This is a genomic window from Streptomyces sp. NPDC050842 (assembly GCF_044456565.1).
Taxonomy (GTDB): domain Bacteria; phylum Actinomycetota; class Actinomycetes; order Streptomycetales; family Streptomycetaceae; genus Streptomyces.
Map to the genome: position 1 here is coordinate 13,609 of NZ_JBITGA010000017.1, position 18,536 is coordinate 32,144.

General features: G+C 72.7%; 13 protein-coding genes. 7 read left to right on the forward strand and 6 right to left on the reverse strand.

Annotated elements, in window-relative coordinates:
• Positions 1–27: 27 nt before the first annotated feature.
• The 6 genes from ACIBG6_RS37375 (at position 28) to ACIBG6_RS37400 (ending at position 10,876) form a co-directional block, all read left to right on the forward strand.
• Entirely contained in the window at positions 28–4,104 is a 4,077-nt protein-coding gene (locus ACIBG6_RS37375; protein WP_399227229.1) for a type I polyketide synthase, read from the forward strand.
• Positions 4,101–4,946: a thioesterase II family protein gene (locus tag ACIBG6_RS37380; RefSeq protein WP_399227230.1), complete on the forward strand. Its 846-nt coding sequence runs from the start codon at positions 4,101–4,103 to the stop codon at positions 4,944–4,946. The genes ACIBG6_RS37375 and ACIBG6_RS37380 overlap by 4 nt, the downstream gene beginning before the upstream one ends.
• On the forward strand, positions 4,928–6,142 hold the full coding sequence (locus tag ACIBG6_RS37385; protein WP_399227231.1) for a P450-derived glycosyltransferase activator: 1,215 nt from the start codon (positions 4,928–4,930) through the stop codon (positions 6,140–6,142). The genes ACIBG6_RS37380 and ACIBG6_RS37385 overlap by 19 nt, the downstream gene beginning before the upstream one ends.
• Before the next feature lie 78 nt (positions 6,143–6,220).
• Entirely contained in the window at positions 6,221–7,501 is a 1,281-nt protein-coding gene (locus ACIBG6_RS37390; protein ID WP_399227232.1) for an activator-dependent family glycosyltransferase, read from the forward strand.
• Between the two features lie 102 nt (positions 7,502–7,603).
• Positions 7,604–8,317, forward strand: a complete 714-nt coding sequence (locus ACIBG6_RS37395; RefSeq protein ID WP_399227233.1) for a class I SAM-dependent DNA methyltransferase — start codon at positions 7,604–7,606, stop codon at positions 8,315–8,317.
• Between the two features lie 72 nt (positions 8,318–8,389).
• Positions 8,390–10,876 (forward strand): beta-glucosidase, encoded by a 2,487-nt coding sequence (locus ACIBG6_RS37400; RefSeq protein WP_399227234.1) that lies wholly within the window; start codon positions 8,390–8,392, stop codon positions 10,874–10,876.
• Positions 10,877–10,947: 71 nt separating this feature from the next.
• On the opposite strand, the gene ACIBG6_RS37405 is transcribed toward ACIBG6_RS37400, so the two are convergent.
• The 6 genes from ACIBG6_RS37405 to ACIBG6_RS37430 all read right to left on the reverse strand — a co-directional run bounded on the left by ACIBG6_RS37405 (position 10,948) and on the right by ACIBG6_RS37430 (position 16,918).
• A complete protein-coding gene (locus ACIBG6_RS37405; RefSeq protein WP_399227235.1) occupies positions 10,948–12,060 on the reverse strand; it encodes a DegT/DnrJ/EryC1/StrS family aminotransferase in 1,113 nt (370 codons plus the stop codon).
• Positions 12,057–13,061 (reverse strand): dTDP-glucose 4,6-dehydratase, encoded by a 1,005-nt coding sequence (gene rfbB / locus ACIBG6_RS37410; RefSeq protein WP_399227236.1) that lies wholly within the window; start codon positions 13,059–13,061, stop codon positions 12,057–12,059. The genes ACIBG6_RS37405 and rfbB overlap by 4 nt, the downstream gene beginning before the upstream one ends.
• Entirely contained in the window at positions 13,046–13,189 is a 144-nt protein-coding gene (locus ACIBG6_RS37415; protein ID WP_399227237.1) for a hypothetical protein, read from the reverse strand. Before ACIBG6_RS37415 ends, rfbB begins: the two co-directional genes overlap by 16 nt.
• Positions 13,186–14,064: a glucose-1-phosphate thymidylyltransferase RfbA gene (gene rfbA / locus ACIBG6_RS37420; RefSeq protein WP_399227238.1), complete on the reverse strand. Its 879-nt coding sequence runs from the start codon at positions 14,062–14,064 to the stop codon at positions 13,186–13,188. Before rfbA ends, ACIBG6_RS37415 begins: the two co-directional genes overlap by 4 nt.
• A 170-nt stretch (positions 14,065–14,234) precedes the next feature.
• The gene (gene desII, locus ACIBG6_RS37425) at positions 14,235–15,692 is read right to left on the reverse strand and encodes a dTDP-4-amino-4,6-dideoxy-D-glucose ammonia-lyase (protein ID WP_399227239.1); all 1,458 of its coding nucleotides are present in this window, start codon (positions 15,690–15,692) and stop codon (positions 14,235–14,237) included.
• Positions 15,692–16,918 carry a dTDP-4-dehydro-6-deoxyglucose aminotransferase gene (locus tag ACIBG6_RS37430; protein ID WP_399227240.1) on the reverse strand — a complete coding sequence of 409 codons (1,227 nt, stop codon included), beginning with the start codon at positions 16,916–16,918 and terminating at the stop codon, positions 15,692–15,694. The genes desII and ACIBG6_RS37430 overlap by 1 nt, the downstream gene beginning before the upstream one ends.
• 361 nt (positions 16,919–17,279) lie before the next feature.
• Between ACIBG6_RS37430 and ACIBG6_RS37435 the strand changes: the two genes are divergently transcribed.
• Positions 17,280–18,530 (forward strand): cytochrome P450, encoded by a 1,251-nt coding sequence (locus ACIBG6_RS37435; RefSeq protein ID WP_399227241.1) that lies wholly within the window; start codon positions 17,280–17,282, stop codon positions 18,528–18,530.
• Positions 18,531–18,536 lie beyond the last annotated feature (6 nt).

An 18,536-nucleotide genomic window follows, 5' to 3' on the forward strand; every position in this document is an offset into this window, starting at 1 on the left:
CATCCACGAGCGGAAGACCACACCCAGATGACGAGTTCCAACGAGCAGTTGGTGGACGCTCTGCGCGCCTCTCTCAAGGAGAACCAAGAACTCCGTGAAGAGAGCCGCCGCCTTGCTGACCGTCGGCAGGAGCCCATGGCCATCGTCGGCATGAGCTGCCGTTTCGCGGGCGGTATCCGGTCTCCCGAGGACCTCTGGGACGCCGTCGCCGCGGGCAAGGACCTCGTCTCCGACGTGCCGGAGGAGCGCGGCTGGGACATCGACTCCCTCTACGACCCGGAGCCCGGGCGGAAGGGCACGACGTACGTCCGCAACGCCGCGTTCCTCGACGACGCCGCCGGCTTCGACGCCGGGTTCTTCGGGATCTCGCCGCGCGAGGCCCTCGCCATGGACCCGCAGCAGCGGCAGCTCCTCGAAGCCTCCTGGGAGGTCTTCGAGCGGGCCGGCATCGACCCCGCGTCGGTCCGCGGCACCGACGTCGGCGTGTACGTGGGCTGTGGTTACCAGGACTACGCGCCGGACATCCGCGTTGCTCCCGAAGGAACCGGCGGATACGTCGTCACCGGCAACTCCTCCGCCGTCGCCTCCGGGCGCATCGCGTACTCCCTCGGCCTGGAGGGACCCGCCGTGACCGTGGACACGGCGTGCTCCTCGTCGCTCGTGGCCCTGCACCTCGCCCTGAAGGCCCTGCGGAACGGCGACTGCTCGACCGCCCTCGTCGGCGGCGTGGCCGTCCTCGCGACGCCGGGGGCGTTCATCGAGTTCAGCCGTCAGCAGGCGATGGCCGCGGACGGCCGGACCAAGGGGTTCGCCTCGGCGGCGGACGGCCTCGCCTGGGGCGAGGGCGTCGCCGTGCTCCTCCTCGAACGGCTCTCCGACGCGCGGCGCAAGGGACACCGGGTCCTGGCCGTCGTGCGCGGCAGCGCCATCAACCAGGACGGTGCGAGCAACGGCCTCACGGCGCCGCACGGCCCGTCCCAGCAGCGGCTGATCCGGCAGGCGCTGGCCGACGCGCGGCTCACGTCGGCCGACGTGGACGTCGTGGAGGGCCACGGCACGGGGACCCGCCTCGGCGACCCGATCGAGGCGCAGGCGCTGCTCGCCACGTACGGGCAGGGGCGTGCCCCGGGGCAGCCGCTGCGACTGGGCACGGTGAAGTCGAACATCGGGCACACGCAGGCCGCTTCCGGTGTCGCCGGCGTCATCAAGATGGTGCAGGCGCTGCGCCACGGGGTGCTGCCGAAGACCCTGCACGTGGACGAGCCGACGGACCAGGTCGACTGGACGGCCGGCTCGGTCGAGCTGCTCACCGAGGCCATGGACTGGCCGGAGCAGCCGGGCCGGCCCCGGCGGGCGGGCGTCTCCGCGTTCGGTGTGGGCGGGACGAACGCGCACGTCGTCCTCGAAGAGGCTCCGGCCGTCGAGAAGGCGGAGGACGTCGAGCCGTCGCCCGCCGGTGGCGTGGTGCCGTGGCTGGTGTCCGCGAAGACCCCGGCCGCGCTGGACGCGCAGATCGGGCGGCTCGCCGCGTACGCGGAAGCCCGTACGGATCTGGATCCGGCCGCGGCGGCCCGCGCCCTGGTCGGCGGCCGCACGGCCATGGAGCACCGCGCGGTCGCGGTCGGCGGCAGCCGCGAGTCCCTGTGGGACGCCCTGCGGATGCCGGAAGGGCTGGTGCGGGGCACGGCGGGCGACCCGGGCCGGGTGGCGTTCGTGTTCCCCGGCCAGGGCTCGCAGTGGGCCGGAATGGGCGCCGAACTCCTCGACACATCACCTGAGTTCGCCGCCGCCATGGCCGAGTGCGAGACCGCGCTCTCCCGCTACGTGGACTGGTCCCTCGAAGCCGTCGTCCGGCAGGCGTCCGGCGCGCCCACGCTCGACCGCGTCGACGTCGTCCAGCCCGTGACCTTCGCCGTCATGGTCTCCCTCGCGCAGGTCTGGCAGCACCACGGCATCACCCCCCAGGCCGTCATCGGCCACTCGCAGGGCGAGATCGCCGCCGCGTACGTCGCCGGGGCACTCACCCTCGACGACGCCGCACGGGTCGTGACCCTGCGCAGCCAGTCCATCGCCAGGCACCTCGCGGGCAAGGGCGGCATGATCTCCCTCGCCCTCGGCGAGACCGCCACCCGACAGCGGATCGAGAACCTCGACGGACTGTCGATCGCCGCCGTCAACGGGCCCGGCGCCACCGTGGTGTCGGGCGACCCCGCCCGGATCGAGGAACTCGCCCGGGCATGTGAGGCCGACGGGGTCCGCACGCGGATCATCCCCGTCGACTACGCCTCCCACAGCGCCCACGTCGAGACCATCGAGAGCGAACTCGCCGAGGTCCTCGCCGGGTTGACTCCCCAGGCTCCCCGGATTCCGTTCTTCTCCACGCTCGAAGGCGGCTGGATCACCGAGCCCGCCCTCGACGCCGCCTACTGGTACCGCAACCTCCGCCACCGCGTCGGCTTCGCCCCCGCCGTCGAAACCCTCGCCACCGACGAGGGCTTCACCCACTTCGTCGAGGTCAGCGCCCACCCCGTCCTCACCATGGCCCTCCCCGGGACCGTCACCGGTCTGGCGACCCTGCGCCGCGAGGACGGTGGACAGCACCGCCTCGTCACCTCCCTCGCCGAGGCCTGGGCCAACGGCCTGCCCGTCGACTGGCACTCCCTCCTCCCCGCCGGCGGCGCCCTCGGCACCGCGGTCTCCGACCTCCCTACGTACGCCTTCCAGCACCGCTCGTACTGGATCAGCCCCGCGGGTCCCGGCGAAGTGCCCGCTCACAGCGCTCCCGAGCCCGGGGCCGTGGCCGAGACGGGGCTCGCGTGGGGCCCGGGCGCGGACGACCTCGACGAGGAGGGCCGGCGCGGCGCCGTACTCGCGATGGTGATGCGGCAGGCGGCCTCCGTGCTCCGGTGCGACTCGCCCGAAGAGGTCCCCGTCGACCGCCCGCTGCGGGAGATCGGCTTCGACTCGCTGACCGCCGTCGAGTTCCGCAACCGCGTCAACCGGCTGACCGGTCTCCACCTGCCCCCCACCGTCGTGTTCGAGCACCCCACGCCCGTCGCGCTCGCCGAGCGCATCAGCGACGAGCTGGCCGAGCGGAACTGGGCCGTGGCCGAACCGTCCGACCACGACCGGACGGAGGAGGAGAAGGTCACCGCTCCGGCCGTGGCCCACTCCGAGGCCGGCACCGACGGCGGAATGTTCCGCGCCCTGTTCCGGCAGGCCGTGGAGGACGACCGGTACGGCGAGTTCCTCGACGTCCTCGCCGAAGCCTCCGCGTTCCGACCGCAGTTCGCCTCGCCCAAGGACTGCTCGGAGCGGCTCGACCCGGTGCTGCTCGCCGGCGGACCGACGGACCGGGCGGAAGGCCGTGCCGTCCTCGTCGGCTGCACCGGCACCGCGGCGAACGGCGGCCCGCACGAGTTCCTGCGGCTCAGCGCCGCCTTCCAGGAGGAGCGGGACTTCCTCGCCGTGCCCCTGCCCGGCTACGGCGCCGGCACGGGCACAGGCACCGCCCTCCTCCCGGCCGACCTCGACGCCGCGCTCGACGCCCAGGCCCTGGCGGTCCTCCGGGCCGCCGGGGACGCCCCGGTCGTCCTGCTCGGGCACTCCGGCGGCGCCCTGCTCGCCCACGAGCTGGCCTTCCGCCTGGAGCGGGCCCACGGCGCGCCGCCTGCCGGAATCGTCCTGGTCGACCCCTATCCGCCGGGCCATCAGGAGCCCATCGAGGTGTGGAGCAGGCAGCTCGGCGAGGGCCTGTTCGCGGGCGAGCTCGAGCCGATGTCCGATGCGCGGCTGCTCGCCATGGGCCGGTACGCCCGGTTCCTCGCCGGACCGCGGCCTGGCCGCAGCAGCGCGCCCGTGCTCCTCGTCCGGGCGTCCGAACGGCTGGGCGACTGGCAGGACGAGCGCGGCGACTGGCGCGCCCACTGGGACCTTCCGCACACCGTCGCGGACGTGCCCGGCGACCACTTCACGATGATGCGGGACCACGCTCCGGCCGTCGCCGACGCCGTGCTCGCCTGGCTCGACGGCATCGAGCGGAACACCGCAGCGGACCGGAGCACCGACGCGGCTCGGGACACCGCGCAGGGAGCGAACCAGTGAACGACAGACCCCTGAACGTGGACAGCGGACTGTGGATCCGGCGCTTCCACCCGTCGCCGAACAGCACGGTGCGGCTGGTCTGCCTGCCCCACGCCGGCGGCTCCGCCAGCTACTTCTTCCGTTTCTCCGAGGAGCTCCACCCCTCCGTCGAGGCCTTGTCGGTGCAGTACCCCGGACGCCAGGACCGGCGCGACGAACCGTGCCTGGAGAGCGTCGAGGAGCTCGCCGAGCACGTGGTCGCGGCCACCGAACGCTGGTGGCGGGAAGGCCGGCTGGCCTTCTTCGGGCACAGTCTCGGTGCCTCCGTCGCCTACGAGACGGCCCGCATCCTCGAACAGCGGCACGGAGTACGGCCCGAGGGCCTGTACGTCTCCGGCCGGCGCGCCCCGTCCCTGGCGTCGGACAAGCTCGTCCACCAGCTGGACGACCGGGCGTTCCTGGCCGAGATCCGGCGGCTCAACGGCACCGACGACCGGTTCCTCCAGGACGACGAACTGCTGCGGCTGGTGCTGCCCGCGCTGCGCAGCGACTACAAGGCCGCGGAGACGTACGAGCACCGGCCCTCCGCCAAGCTCACCTGCCCGGTGATGGCGCTGGCCGGCGACCGCGACCCGAAGGCGCCGCTGAACGAGGTGGCCGAGTGGCGCCGGCACACCAGCGGTCCGTTCTGCCTGCGGGCCTACTCCGGCGGCCACTTCTACCTCAACGACCAGTGGCACGAGATCTGCAACGACATCTCCGACCACCTGCTCGTCACCCGCTGCGCACCCGATCCCCGCGTCGTGCAGCCTCCGACCCGTCTTATCGAAGGAGCCGCGAAGAGATGGCAGAACCCACGGTGACCGACGACCTGACGGGGGCCCTCACGCAGCCCCCGCTGGGCCGCGTCGTCCGCGCGGTGGCCGACCGTGAACTCGGCACCCACCTCCTGGAGACCCGCGGCATCCACTGGATCCACGCCGCGAACGGCGACCCGTACGCCACCGTGCTGCGCGGCCAGTCGGACGACCCGTATCCCGCGTACGAGCGGCTGCGCGCCCGCGGCCCGCTCTCCTTCAGCCCGACGGGCAGCTGGGTCACCGGCGATCACGCCCTGGCGGCCCGCGTCCTCTCCTCGGCGGACTTCGGTGTGTCCGGCGCCGACGGCGCGCCCGTGCCGCAGCAGGTCCTCTCGTACGGGGAGGGCTGCCCGCTGGAGCGCGAGCGGGCGCTGCCGTCGGCGCGCGACGCGGCGGAGGCCGGGCACCGTGCCGTGGTCGAGCGGATCCACCGGGAGACCCTGGAGGGTCTCGCCCCGGACGCGTCGGCGTCGTACGCGTTCGAGCTGGTGGGCGGTTACGTCCGCCCGGCGGTGACGGCCGCGGCCGCTGCCGTGCTCGGTGTTCCCGAGGACCGGCGCGGGGAGTTCGCCGACCTGGTGGAGCGGCTCCGGCCGCTGTCCGACAGTCTGCTGGCCCCGCAGTCCCTGCGGACGGTACGGGCGGCCGACGACGCGCTGGCCGCGCTCGCGGCGCTGCTCGCCGACTCCTCCGGCGGTGGCCTGCTGTCGGCGCTCGGTGTCACCGCCGCCGTCCAGCTCACCGGCAACGCCGTGCTCGCCCTCCTCGCCCACCCCGAGCAGTGGCGGGAGCTGTGCGACCGGCCCGGGCTCGCCGCGGCCGCGGTGGAGGAGACCCTCCGCTACGACCCGCCGGTGCAGCTGGACGCCCGGGTGGTCCGCGCGGAGACGGAGCTGGCGGGCCGGCGTCTTCCGGCCGGCGCGCATGTCGTCGTCCTCACCGCCGCCGCCGGCCGGGACCCGGAGGTCTTCACGGACCCGGAGCGCTTCGACCTCGCGCGCCCCGACGCCGCCGCGCACCTCGCGCTGCACCCCGCCGGCCCGTACGGCCCGGTGGCGGCCTCGGTCCGGCTCCAGGCGGAGGTCGCGCTGCGGACCCTGGCCGGGCGTTTCCCCGGGCTGCGACAGGCCGGGCCCGTGCTCCGCCCCCGCCGGGCGCCCGTCGGCCGCGGGCTGCTGAGCGTCCCGGTGAGCGCCTGAGACACCGGGACGCGGCCCTCCCGGGCCGCCGCCCCGCCCCGCCCCCGCCCCTCCACCGGCAGGAAGGACAACGACGCCATGCGCGTCCTGCTGACCTCGTTCGCACACCACACGCACTACTACGGCCTGGTGCCCCTGGCCTGGGCGCTGCTCGCCGCCGGGCACGAGGTGCGGGTCGCCAGCCAGCCCGCGCTCACGGACACCATCACCGGGTCCGGGCTCGCCGCGGTGCCCGTCGGCACCGACCACCTCATCCACGAGTACCGGGTGCGGATGGCGGGCGAGCCGCGCCCCAACCACCCGGCGATCGCCTTCGACGAGGCCCGTCCCGAGCCGCTGGACTGGGACCACGCCCTCGGCATCGAGGCGATCCTCGCCCCGTACTTCTATCTGCTCGCCAACAACGACTCGATGGTCGACGACCTGGTCGACTTCGCCCGTTCCTGGCAGCCGGACCTGGTGCTGTGGGAGCCGACGACCTACGCGGGCGCCGTCGCCGCGCAGGTCACCGGCGCCGCGCACGCCCGGGTCCTGTGGGGGCCCGACGTGATGGGCAGCGCCCGCCGCAAGTTCGTCGCGCTGCGGGACCGGCAGCCGCCGGAGCACCGCGAGGACCCCACGGCCGAGTGGCTGACGTGGACGCTCGACCGGTACGGCGCCTCCTTCGAGGAGGAGCTGGTCACCGGCCAGTTCACGGTCGACCCGACCCCGCCCAGCCTGCGTCTCGACACCGGCCTGCCCACCGTCGGCATGCGCTACGTCCCGTACAACGGCACGTCGGTCGTGCCCGACTGGCTGAGCGAGCCGCCCGCGCGGCCCCGGGTCTGTCTCACCCTCGGCGTCTCCGCGCGGGAGGTCCTCGGCGGCGACGGCGTCTCGCAGGGCGACATCCTGGAGGCGCTCGCCGACCTCGACATCGAGCTGATCGCGACGCTCGACGCGAGCCAGCGCGCCGAGGTGCGCAGCTACCCGAAGCACACCCGGTTCACGGACTTCGTGCCGATGCACGCGCTGCTGCCGAGTTGCTCGGCGATCATCCACCACGGCGGGGCCGGCACGTACGCGACCGCCGTGATCAACGCGGTGCCGCAGGTGATGCTCGCCGAGCTGTGGGACGCGCCGGTGAAGGCGCGGGCCGTCGCGGACCAGGGGGCCGGGTTCTTCCTGCCGCCGGCCGACCTCACCCCGCAGGCCGTCCGGGACGCCGTCGTCCGCATCCTCGACGACCCCTCGGTCACCGCCGCCGCGCACCGGCTGCGCGACGAGACCTTCGGCGACCCCACCCCGGCCGGGGTCGTCCCCGAGCTGGAGCGGCTCGCCGCACAGCACCGCCGCCCGCCGGCCTCCGACCGTCCCTGACCCCCGTCGGAAACCCCCGGAAGACCCCGGTGGACCGCGGTGGACGGTGGACCCCGGGGGACCCGGAAAGCCCCCAACCCTCAGCCCGAAAGCAGGAGTTCCGTGTACGAAGTCGACCACGCCGACGTCTACGACCTCTTCTACCTCGGCCGCGGCAAGGACTACGCCGCCGAGGCCTCCGACATCGCCGACCTGGTGCGCTCCCGTGCCCCCGAGGCGTCCTCGCTCCTGGACGTGGCCTGCGGCACGGGCACCCATCTGGAGCACTTCACCAAGGAGTTCGCCGACACCGCGGGCCTGGAGCTGTCCGAGGACATGCTCACCCACGCCCGCACGCGGCTGCCCGACGCGACGCTCCACCAGGGCGACATGCGGGACTTCCGGCTCGGCCGCAGGTTCTCCGCCGTGGTCAGCATGTTCAGCTCCGTCGGCTATCTCCGTACGACCGGTGAACTCGACGCCGCCGTCGACTCGTTCGCGCAGCACCTGGAGCCCGGCGGCGTCGTCGTGGTGGAGCCGTGGTGGTTCCCGGAGACCTTCGCCGACGGCTGGGTCAGCGCCGACGTCGTCCGCCGGGACGGGCGCACCGTGGCCCGCGTCTCGCACTCGGTGCGCGAGGGGAACGCGACGCGCATGGAGGTGCACTTCACGGTGGCCGACCCGGGCAAGGGCGTACGGCACTTCTCCGACGTCCACCTCATCACCCTCTTCCACCAGGCGGAGTACGAGGCCGCCTTCACGGCCGCGGGGCTGCGCGTCGAGTACCTGGAGGGCGGGCCTTCGGGCCGCGGCCTCTTCGTCGGCGTCCCCGCCTAGTACTCCGCCCACACACACAGACCCCCCGGGGCAACGTCCCGGGCGCACCAAGCACAGAGAGAGAAACGAACCGTGACAGGTAAGACCCGAATACCGCGCGTCCGCCGCGGCCGTACGACCCCCAGGGCCTTCACCCTGGCCGTCGTCGGCACCCTCCTTGCGGGCACCACCGTGGCGGCGGCCGCTCCCGGCGCCGCCGACACCGCCAACGTCCAGTACACGAGCCGGGCGGCGGAGCTCGTCGCCCAGATGACGCTCGACGAGAAGATCAGCTTCGTCCACTGGGCGCTGGACCCCGACCGGCAGAACGTCGGCTACCTCCCCGGCGTGCCGCGTCTCGGCATCCCGGAGCTGCGTGCCGCCGACGGCCCGAACGGCATCCGGCTGGTGGGCAGGACCGCCACCGCGCTGCCCGCGCCGGTCGCCCTGGCCAGCACCTTCGACGACACCATGGCCGACAGCTACGGCAAGGTCATGGGCCGCGACGGACGCGCGCTGAACCAGGACATGGTCCTGGGACCGATGATGAACAACATCCGGGTGCCGCACGGCGGCCGGAACTACGAGACCTTCAGCGAGGACCCCCTGGTCTCCTCGCGCACCGCGGTCGCCCAGATCAAGGGCATCCAGGGTGCGGGTCTGATGACCACGGCCAAGCACTTCGCGGCCAACAACCAGGAGAACAACCGCTTCAGCGTGAACGCCACGGTCGACGAGCAGACGCTCCGCGAGATCGAGTTCCCGGCGTTCGAGGCGTCCTCCAAGGCCGGCGCGGCCTCCTTCATGTGTGCCTACAACGGCCTCAACGGGAAGCCGTCCTGTGGCAACGACGAGCTCCTCAACAACGTGCTGCGCACGCAGTGGGGCTTCCAGGGCTGGGTGATGTCCGACTGGCTCGCCACCCCGGGCACCGACGCCATCACCAAGGGCCTCGACCAGGAGATGGGCGTCGAGCTTCCCGGCGACATCCCGCCGGGCGAGCCCTCGCCGCCGGCCAAGTTCTTCGGTGACGCGCTGAAGCAGGCCGTCCTGAACGGCACGATCCCCGAGTCGGCCGTGACCACGTCGGCGGAGCGCATCGTCGGCCAGATGGACAAGTTCGGTCTGCTGTCGGCCACCCCGGCGCCGCGGCCCGAGCGTGACAAGGCGGGTGCCCAGGCGGTGTCCCGCAAGGTCGCCGAGAACGGCGCGGTGCTCCTGCGCAACGAGGGCCAGGCCCTGCCGCTCGCCGGTGACGCCGGCAAGAGCATCGCGGTCATCGGCCCCACGGCCGTCGACCCCAAGGTCACCGGCCTGGGCAGCGCCCACGTCGTCCCGGACTCGGCGGCCGCCCCGCTCGACACCATCAAGGCCCGCGCCGGCGCGGGTGCGACGGTGTCGTACGAGACGGGTGAGGAGATCTTCGGGTCGCAGATCCCGGCGGGGAACCTCAGCCCGGCGTTCAACCACGGCGTCCAGCTCCAGCCGGGTCAGGCCGGAGCTCTGTACGACGGCACGCTGACCGTGCCCGCCGACGGCGAGTACCGCATCGCGGTCCGTGCCACCGGCGGATACGCCACGGTGCAGCTCGGCAGCCACACCATCGAGGCCGGCCAGGTCTACGGCAAGGTGAGCAGCCCGCTCCTCAAGCTCACCAAGGGCACGCACAAGCTCACCGTCTCGGGCTTCGCGATGAGCGCCACCCCGCTCTCCCTGGAGCTGGGCTGGGTGACGCCGCAGGCGGCCGACGCGACGATCGCGAAGGCCGTGGAGGCGGCGAAGAAGGCCCGTACGGCCGTCGTCTTCGCCTACGACGACGGCACCGAGGGCGTCGACCGTCCGAACCTGTCGCTGCCGGGCACGCAGGACAAGCTGATCTCGGCGGTCGCCGACGCCAACCCGAACACGATCGTGGTCCTCAACACCGGTTCGTCGGTGCTGATGCCGTGGCTGTCCAAGACCCGCGCGGTCCTGGACATGTGGTACCCGGGCCAGGCGGGCGCAGAGGCCACCGCCGCGCTGCTCTACGGTGACGTCAACCCGAGCGGCAAGCTCACCCAGAGCTTCCCGGCCGCCGAGAACCAGCACGCTGTCGCCGGCGACCCGAACCGCTACCCGGGCGTCGACAACCAGCAGCAGTACACCGAGGGCATCCACGTCGGGTACCGCTGGTTCGACAAGGAGAACGTCAAGCCGCTGTTCCCGTTCGGGCACGGCCTGTCGTACACCTCGTTCACGCAGAGCGCCCCGACCGTCGTGCGGACGTCCACGGGCGGTCTGAAGGTCACGGTCACGGTCCGCAACAGCGGGCAGCGCGCGGGCCAGGAGGTCGTCCAGGCGTACCTCGGTGCCAGCCCGAACGTGACCGCCCCGCAGGCGAAGAAGAAGCTCGTGGGCTACACGAAGGTCGCGCTCGCCGCGGGCGAGTCGAAGACGGTGACGGTGAACGTCGACCGCCGTCAGCTGCAGTTCTGGGACGCCGCAGCGGACTGTTGGAAGACGGGAACGGGCAACCGGCTCCTGCAGACCGGTTCGTCCTCCGCGGACCTGCGCGGAAGCACCACGGTCAACGTCTGGTGACGTGACGCACACGAAGACGGCGGTGCCCGCCACCCGGAAGGGTGGCGGGCACCGCCTTTTCTCGGGCCTTCCTAGCGGAGGGCCCACTCGCGTACGGCGTCGATCACCCGCAGCGCCTGCTCGCGCTGCAGGTGCGGGCCGATCGGCAGGCTGAGGACCTGCCGCGCGAAGCTCTCGGCGCGCGGCAGCGAGCCCTCCGCCGGGGCGTCGCCCGCGTAGGCGGGAGAGAGGTGCACCGGCACCGGGTAGTGCGTGAGCGTGTCGATGCCGCGGGCGTCCAGGTGGTCCCGCAGGTCGTCGCGGCGGTCCGTGCGCACGGTGAAGAGGTGCCAGACCGGGTCGGTGTCGGGTGCGGTCACCGGCAGGGCGATGCCGGGGAGCCCGCCGAGCCCGGACAGGTACTCCGCGGCCAGCGCCGACCTGCGGCCGTTCCAGCCGTCCAGGTGGGCGAGGCGGATCCGCAGGACGGCCGCCTGCATCTCGTCCAGGCGGGAGTTGGTGCCCTTCATCTCGTGGCTGTACTTCTGCCGGGAGCCGTAGTTGCGGAGCATCCGCAGCCGTTCGGCGAGCTCGGGGTCGCCGGTGACGACGGCGCCGCCGTCGCCGAAGCAGCCGAGGTTCTTGCCCGGGTAGAAGCTGAACGCGGCCACCGACGACCCGGCGCCGATCCGCCGGCCCCGGTAGCGGGCGCCGTGCGCCTGCGCGGCGTCCTCCACGATGTGCAGGCCGTGCCGGGCCGCCAGGTCGCGGAGGGCGTCCAGGTCGGCCGGGTGCCCGTAGAGGTGGACGGGGAGGAGCGCCCGGGTGCGGGGGGTGATCGCCTTCTCGACGAGCAGCGGGTCCAGGGTGGGGTGGTCCTCGTGGGGCTCCACGGGCACGGGGGTCGCGCCGGTGGCGGACACCGCGAGCCAGCTGGCGATGTACGTGTGCGAGGGGACGATCACCTCGTCGCCGGGTCCGATGCCGAGGCCGCGGAGCGCCAGCTGGAGGGCGTCCATGCCGCTGTTCACGCCGACGGCATGGCCGGTCTCGCAGTATGCGGCGAACTCGGCCTCGAAGCCTTCGAGTTCGGGCCCGAGGAGGTAGCGCCCGGAGTCGAGGACGCGGGCGATGGCGGCGTCGGTCTCGGCGCGCAGCTCCTCGTAGGCGGCCTTGAGGTCGAGGAAGGGGACGCGGGGGGTCACGAGGCCACCCCCGCGGTGAGCTCCGGCGCGGGTGCCTTGAGCGGCTCCCACCAGTCGCGGTTCTCCCGGTACCAGCGCACGGTGCGTGCGAGGCCGTCCGCGAAGGCGACCTGCGGCCGGTAGCCGAGCTCGCGCTCGATCTTCCCGCCGTCGAGGGAGTAGCGCAGGTCGTGGCCCATGCGGTCGGCGACCTTCCGGACGGACGACCAGTCGGCGCCGAGCGACTCCAGGAGCATGCCGGTGAGTTCGCGGTTGGTCAGCTCCAGGCCGCCGCCGATGTGGTAGACCTCGCCGGCCCGGCCGCCCGCGAGGACGAGCGCGATGCCCCGGCAGTGGTCGTCGGTGTGGACCCACTCGCGGACGTTGGCGCCGTCGCCGTACAGGGGCAGCGTCCCGCCGTCGAGGAGGTTCGTCACGAAGAGCGGGATCAGCTTCTCGGGGTGCTGGTACGGCCCGTAGTTGTTGCAGCAGCGGGTGATCCGCACGTCGAGGCCGTACGTCCGGTGGTAGGCGCGGGCGACGAGGTCGGAGCCGGCCTTCGAGGCGGCGTAGGGGGAGTTGGGCTCCAGCGGGCTGCTCTCGGTCCAGGAACCGGAGTCGATCGACCCGTACACCTCGTCGGTGGAGACGTGCACGACCCGGTCCACGCCGGCGTCGAGGGCGCACTGGAGGAGGGTCTGCGTGCCCTGCACGTTGGTCTCGGTGAACACGGACGCGCCCGCGATGGAGCGGTCCACGTGGCTCTCGGCCGCGAAGTGGACGACGGCGTCGACGCCGTCGAGCTCCCGGGCGAGGAGCTCGGCGTCGCGGATGTCGCCGTGGACGAAGCGCAGCCGCGGGTCGCCGGCGACGAGGGCCAGGTTGGCGATGTTGCCCGCGTAGGTGAGGCTGTCGAGGACGATCACCTCGTCGGCGGGCACGTCGGGGTACGCCCCGGCGAGGAGCTGCCGCACGAAGTGCGAGCCGATGAAGCCCGCACCTCCGGTCACCAGAAGCCGCACTGCTGTTTCCTTTCGGTGGCGTGGTGGGTCGCGCTGTCGGTCACACGGCCGGGCGCGCTGTCGGTGGCGCTGTCGGTGGCGCTGTCGGTGGCGCGTACGCGGCGGTCGCGAGGCGTCGTGGCCCTCACGGGGCTCCCTCGCGGCCGGCGATCTCCATCAGGTACGTGCCGTACTCGGTGCGGGAGAGGCGTTCTCCCAGGCGGTGACAGGCCTCGGCGTCGATGAAGCCCATCCGGAAGGCGATCTCCTCGAGGCCGGCGATCCAGACGCCCTGCCGCTCCTCCAGGACCTGGACGTACTGCGCGGCCCGGAGGAGCGAGTCGTGGGTGCCGGTGTCCAGCCAGGCGAAGCCGCGGCCCAGGTCGACGAGTTCGGCCCGGCCGCGCTCCAGGTAGACGCGGTTGACGTCGGTGATCTCCAGCTCGCCGCGCGCCGAGGGCCGGATGTTCTTGGCGATGTCCACGACGTCGTTGTCGTAGAGGTAGAGGCCGGTGACGGCGAGGTTGGACCGTGGCTTGACCGGCTTCTCGACGAGGCCGGTCAGCCGGCCCTCGGCGTCCACCTCGGCGACGCCGTACCGCTCGGGGTCCTTGACCGGGTAGCCGAAGAGCACGCAGCCGTCGAGCCGCGCGATGCTGTCCCGCAGGAGCGTGTACAGGCCGGGCCCGTGGAAGATGTTGTCGCCCAGGATCAGGGCGCAGGTGTCGTCGCCGATGTGGCCGGCGCCGACGAGCAGCGCGTCCGCGATTCCCGCGGGCTCTTTCTGGACCGCATAGTCGAGTGCGATTCCGAGGTGGCTGCCGTTTCCGAGCAGCGACTCGAAGAGTTCGATGTGCTGGGGGGTGGAGATGATTTGTATCTCGCGAATACCGCCGAGCATGAGAACCGACAGCGGATAGTAGATCATCGGTTTGTTGTAGACCGGAAGAATCTGTTTCGAAATCACCGAGGTCGCCGGATGCAGTCGAGTTCCGCTCCCGCCGGCCAGGACTATTCCCTTCATTCCCGGAAGCTAGCAGGAGAAGGCCGGTATTAACGGTTGGCGTGGCGGAGATAGGGGGGCGCTAGGGGATGTGCAGGGGGAGTACCGCCGCGCCTTTGGGGGGGTGGGAAAACACCGAGGGCCCGGCCGGACGGCCGGGCCCTCGGAAGGGGAGAGCGTGCGGGGGCGGGTCAGCGCAGGAAGCCGCGGGCGTCCTCCCAGCCGTCCGCGGTGTCCCGCTCCAGCTGGTTCAGGCGGGCGGTGACGACCTGGTCGAAGCCGTCCATGAAGTACTCGTCGCCGTCGTGGGGCGCCACCTGGCCGCCGCGCTCGACGAAGTCGCGGACCACCTCGGTGAGGGAGGTGTCGGGGTCCACGCGGCCCGCGATGTACCGGGTCGCGCCGTCCAGGTCGGGGAAGCCGGCCTCGCGGTACAGGTACACGTCGCCGAGGAGGTCGACCTGCACCGACACCTGCGGGTGCGCGGTGGGCCGCATGGTGGCGGGCTTGATCCGCAGCAGTTCGGCGTCGGCCCCCGCCCGCAGGCTGTTCAGGGCGTAGCCGTAGTCGATGTGGAGGCCGGGGGTGCGTTCGTTGACCCGCTCCTCGAAGGCGGCGAGGGCCTCCTGGAGCTCGTCCCGCTCCTCCTGGGGCAGCTTGCCGTCGTCACGGCCGCTGTAGTCCTCGCGGATGTTGACGAAGTCGATCGTCCTGCCCTGGCCGGCCTCGTTGAGGTCGGCGATGAAGTCGACCAGGTCGAGCAGGCGCCGGGCGCGGCCCGGGAGCACGATGTAGGCGAAGCCGAGGTTGATCGGCGACTCGCGTTCGGCGCGCAGCTGCTGGAAGCGGCGGAGGTTCTCGCGGACGCGGCGGAAGGCGGCCTTCTTGCCGGTGGTCTGCTCGTACTCCTCGTCGTCGAGGCCGTAGAGCGAGGTGCGGATGGCGTGCAGGCCCCACAGGCCGGGCTGGCGCTCCAGGGTGCGCTCGGTGAGCGCGAAGGAGTTCGTGTAGACGGTGGGCCGCATGCCGTGCTCGGTGGCGTGGGTGGCCAGGGTGCCGAGGCCGGGGTTGGTGAGCGGCTCCAGGCCGCCGGAGAAGTACAGGGCGAAGGGGTTGCCCGTGGGTATCTCGTCGATGACCGACCGGAACATGGCGTTGCCGGCGTCGAGGGCCGACGGGTCGTAGCGGGCGCCGGTCACGCGGACGCAGAAGTGGCAGCGGAACATGCAGGTCGGGCCGGGGTAGAGGCCGACGCTGTACGGGAAGACGGGCTTCCTGGCGAGGGCCGCGTCGAAGACGCCGCGCTGTTCGAGGGGCAGCAGGGTGTTCTTCCAGTACGCCCCCGCGGGGCCGGTCTCGACGGCGACGCGGAGCTCCGGGACCTGCCCGAACAGGGCGAGGAGGCGCCGGAAGGCGTCCCGGTCGACGCCCAGGTCCTGGCGGGCCTCCTCCAGCGGGGTGAAGGGGCTGTTGCCGTAGCGCACGGCGAGCCGGACCAGCTGCTCGGCGGTGGTCCCGGCCTCGTCGGACGGTACGAGGCCGCCGGCGACGAGGGCCTGGCCGACGGCGTGGGCCGCGGCCCCGGGATCGGCTCCGGGGTGCGCGCAGCGTTCGGCCGGGGCGGTGGCGGCGGGGGCAGGGGCGGTCATCAGGAGCGTCCAATCGTGGGCGTGGAGGTCAGGGGGGTCGTGTCGCGGTGGCGCGCGGTCAGTTCGTGGCCCCGGGCCGCGCAGAACCGCAGGACGTCGCCGACGCGGCGGATGTCGTCGTCGCCGACGGCGGTGCCGGTCGGCAGGGAGAGGACGCGTTCGGCGAGGCGTTCGGTGTGCGGCAGCGGGGCGTGCGGCCGGCCGCGGTACGGCTCCAGCTGGTGGCAGCCCGGGGAGAAGTAGGCGCGGGTGTGGATCCCCTCGGCCCGCAGGACGTCCATGACGAGGTCGCGGTGGATGCCGGTGGTGTCCTCGTCGATCTCGACGATCACGTACTGGTGGTTGTTGACGCCGTGCCGGTCGTGGTCGGCGACCAGGACGCCGGGGACGTCCGCCAGCTGCGCGCGGTAGGCGGCGTGGTTGCCGCGGTTGCGGGCGACGACCTCGGGGAACGCGTCCAGCGAGGTGAGTCCCATCGCGGCGGCGGCCTCGCTCATCTTGGCGTTGGTCCCGCCGGCCGGGCTGCCGCCGGGCAGGTCGAAGCCGAAGTTGTGGAGGGCGCGGATCCGGGCGGCGAGGTCGGCGTCGTCGGTGACGACGGCGCCGCCCTCGAAGGCGTTGACGGCCTTGGTGGCGTGGAAGCTGAAGACCTCGGCGTCGCCGAGGCTGCCGGCGGGCCGGCCGTCGACCGCGCAGCCGAGGGCGTGCGCGGCGTCGAAGAACAGCCTCAGGCCGTGCTCGTCGGCGACCTTCCGCAGCTGGTCGGCGGCGCAGGGGCGGCCCCAGAGGTGGACGCCGAGGACGGCCGAGGTGCGGGGGGTGACCGCGGCGGCGACCTGCTCGGGGTCGAGGTTGCCGGTGTCCGGGTCGATGTCGGCGAAGACCGGGGTGAGGCCGATCCAGCGCATCGCGTGCGGGGTGGCGGCGAACGTCATCGACGGCATGATCACTTCGCCGGTCAGGCCGGCGGCGTGCGCGAGGAGCTGGAGTCCCGCCGTGGCGTTGCAGGTGGCCACGGCGTGCCGGACCCCGGCGAGGCCGGCGACGCGCTGCTCGAACTCGCGGACGAGCGGGCCGCCGTTGGACAGCCACTGGCCGTCGAGGGCCCGGTCGAGCCGCTCGTAGAGCTTGGCGCGGTCGATGCGGTTGGGCCGCCCCACGAGGAGCGGCTGGTCGAAAGCGGCGGGGCCGCCGAAGAATGCGAGGTCGGATAAGGCGCTTTTCACGGATGTTCCCTCCGGGCCACCGTCACGAAATGATTCGCCGATCCGGGAATCCCGAACGAGGTCGCCGCGCTCCACCGTGACGTACGACGCGATGGTCGATTGTGGTGGTCGATTTCGGGGGGACTCTAATCCGCGCGCAACGGACCGACAAGAGCACACTGTGCTCTTCGGATGTGCTTCGGATCACATCCGCTCCCGAGGTATTCCATCGGCGGCCCGAATGTGGTGATGCTTGTCAAGATCCGGGAATCAGCGGAGCCGCCGGGAGGGCCGGGGCGCGCTCCGCGGAAGAGCACGTGCGAGAAGTCCCGTTCCTCTTCCCGTTTCCGTTCCGCTTCCGGTTCCCAGTCAGGAGTTCTCAGTGCGCCGCCCCCACGAGGGAACGACCGTCTCGCCCCCGGTACTCGACCTGGCCGCCCTCGGGCAGGACTTCGCGGCCGACCCCTACCCGACGTACGCGAGACTGCGCGCCGAGGGCCCGGCCCACCGGGTGCGCACCCCGGACGGGGACGAGGTGTGGCTGGTCGTCGGCTACGACCGGGCGCGGGCGGTCCTCGCCGACCCGCGGTTCAGCAAGGACTGGCGACACTCCACGACTCCGCTGACCGAGGCCGAGGCCCAGCTCAACCACAACATGCTGGAGTCCGACCCGCCGCGGCACACCCGGCTGCGCAAGCTGGTGGCCCGTGAGTTCACCATGCGCCGCGTCGAGTTGCTCCGCCCCCGCGTCGAGGAGATCGTCGACGGCCTCATGGACGCCATGCTGGCGGCGCCCGACGGACGCGCCGATCTGATGGAGGCCCTGGCCTGGCCGCTGCCGGTCACCGTGATCTCCGAACTCCTCGGCGTGCCCGAGCCGGAGCGCGCCGCCTTCCGCGGCTGGACCGACGCCTTCGTCTTCCCGGACGACCCCGCCGAGGCCCAGACCGCCATGACCGAGATGAGCCGCTACCTCTCCCGGCTCATCGAATCCAAGCGCGGGCGGCCCGGCGAGGACCTGCTCGCCGCGCTCGTGCGGACCAGCGACGAGGACGGCTCCCGGCTGACCCCCGAGGAGCTCCTCGGCATGGCCCACATCCTGCTGGTCGCGGGCCACGAGACCACGGTCAACCTGATCTCCAACGGCATGTACGCGCTCCTCTCGCACCCGGACCAGCTGGCCGCCCTGCGCGCCGACATGACGCTCTTGGACGGCGCGGTGGAGGAGATGCTGCGCTACGAGGGCCCGGTGGAGTCCGCTACCTACCGCTTCCCGGTCGAGCCCGTCGACCTGGACGGCACGGTCATCCCGGCCGGCGACACGGTCCTCGTCGTCCTGGCCGACGCCCACCGCACTCCCGAGCGCTTCCCCGACCCGCACCGCTTCGACATCCGCCGGGACACCCGCGGCCATCTCGCCTTCGGCCACGGCATCCACTTCTGCCTAGGCGCCCCACTGGCCCGGATGGAGGCCCGGATCGCGGTCCGCGCCCTGCTCGAACGCTGCCCCGACCTGGCCCTGGACGTCTCCCCCGGCGAACTGGTCTGGTACCCGAACCCGATGATCCGCGGCCTCAAAGCCCTGCCGATCCGCTGGCGGCGAAGCCGGGAAGCGGGCGGGCGCACCGGCTGAATCCGG

Coding starts and splice junctions, on each gene's coding strand:
- ACIBG6_RS37375 (WP_399227229.1), top strand. CDS start 28: ATGACGAGTTCCAACGAGCAGTTGGTGGACGCTCTGCGCGCCTCTCTC.
- ACIBG6_RS37385 (WP_399227231.1), top strand. CDS start 4,928: ATGGCAGAACCCACGGTGACCGACGACCTGACGGGGGCCCTCACGCAG.
- ACIBG6_RS37390 (WP_399227232.1), top strand. CDS start 6,221: ATGCGCGTCCTGCTGACCTCGTTCGCACACCACACGCACTACTACGGC.
- rfbA (WP_399227238.1), bottom strand. CDS start 14,064: ATGAAGGGAATAGTCCTGGCCGGCGGGAGCGGAACTCGACTGCATCCG.
- desII (WP_399227239.1), bottom strand. CDS start 15,692: ATGACCGCCCCTGCCCCCGCCGCCACCGCCCCGGCCGAACGCTGCGCG.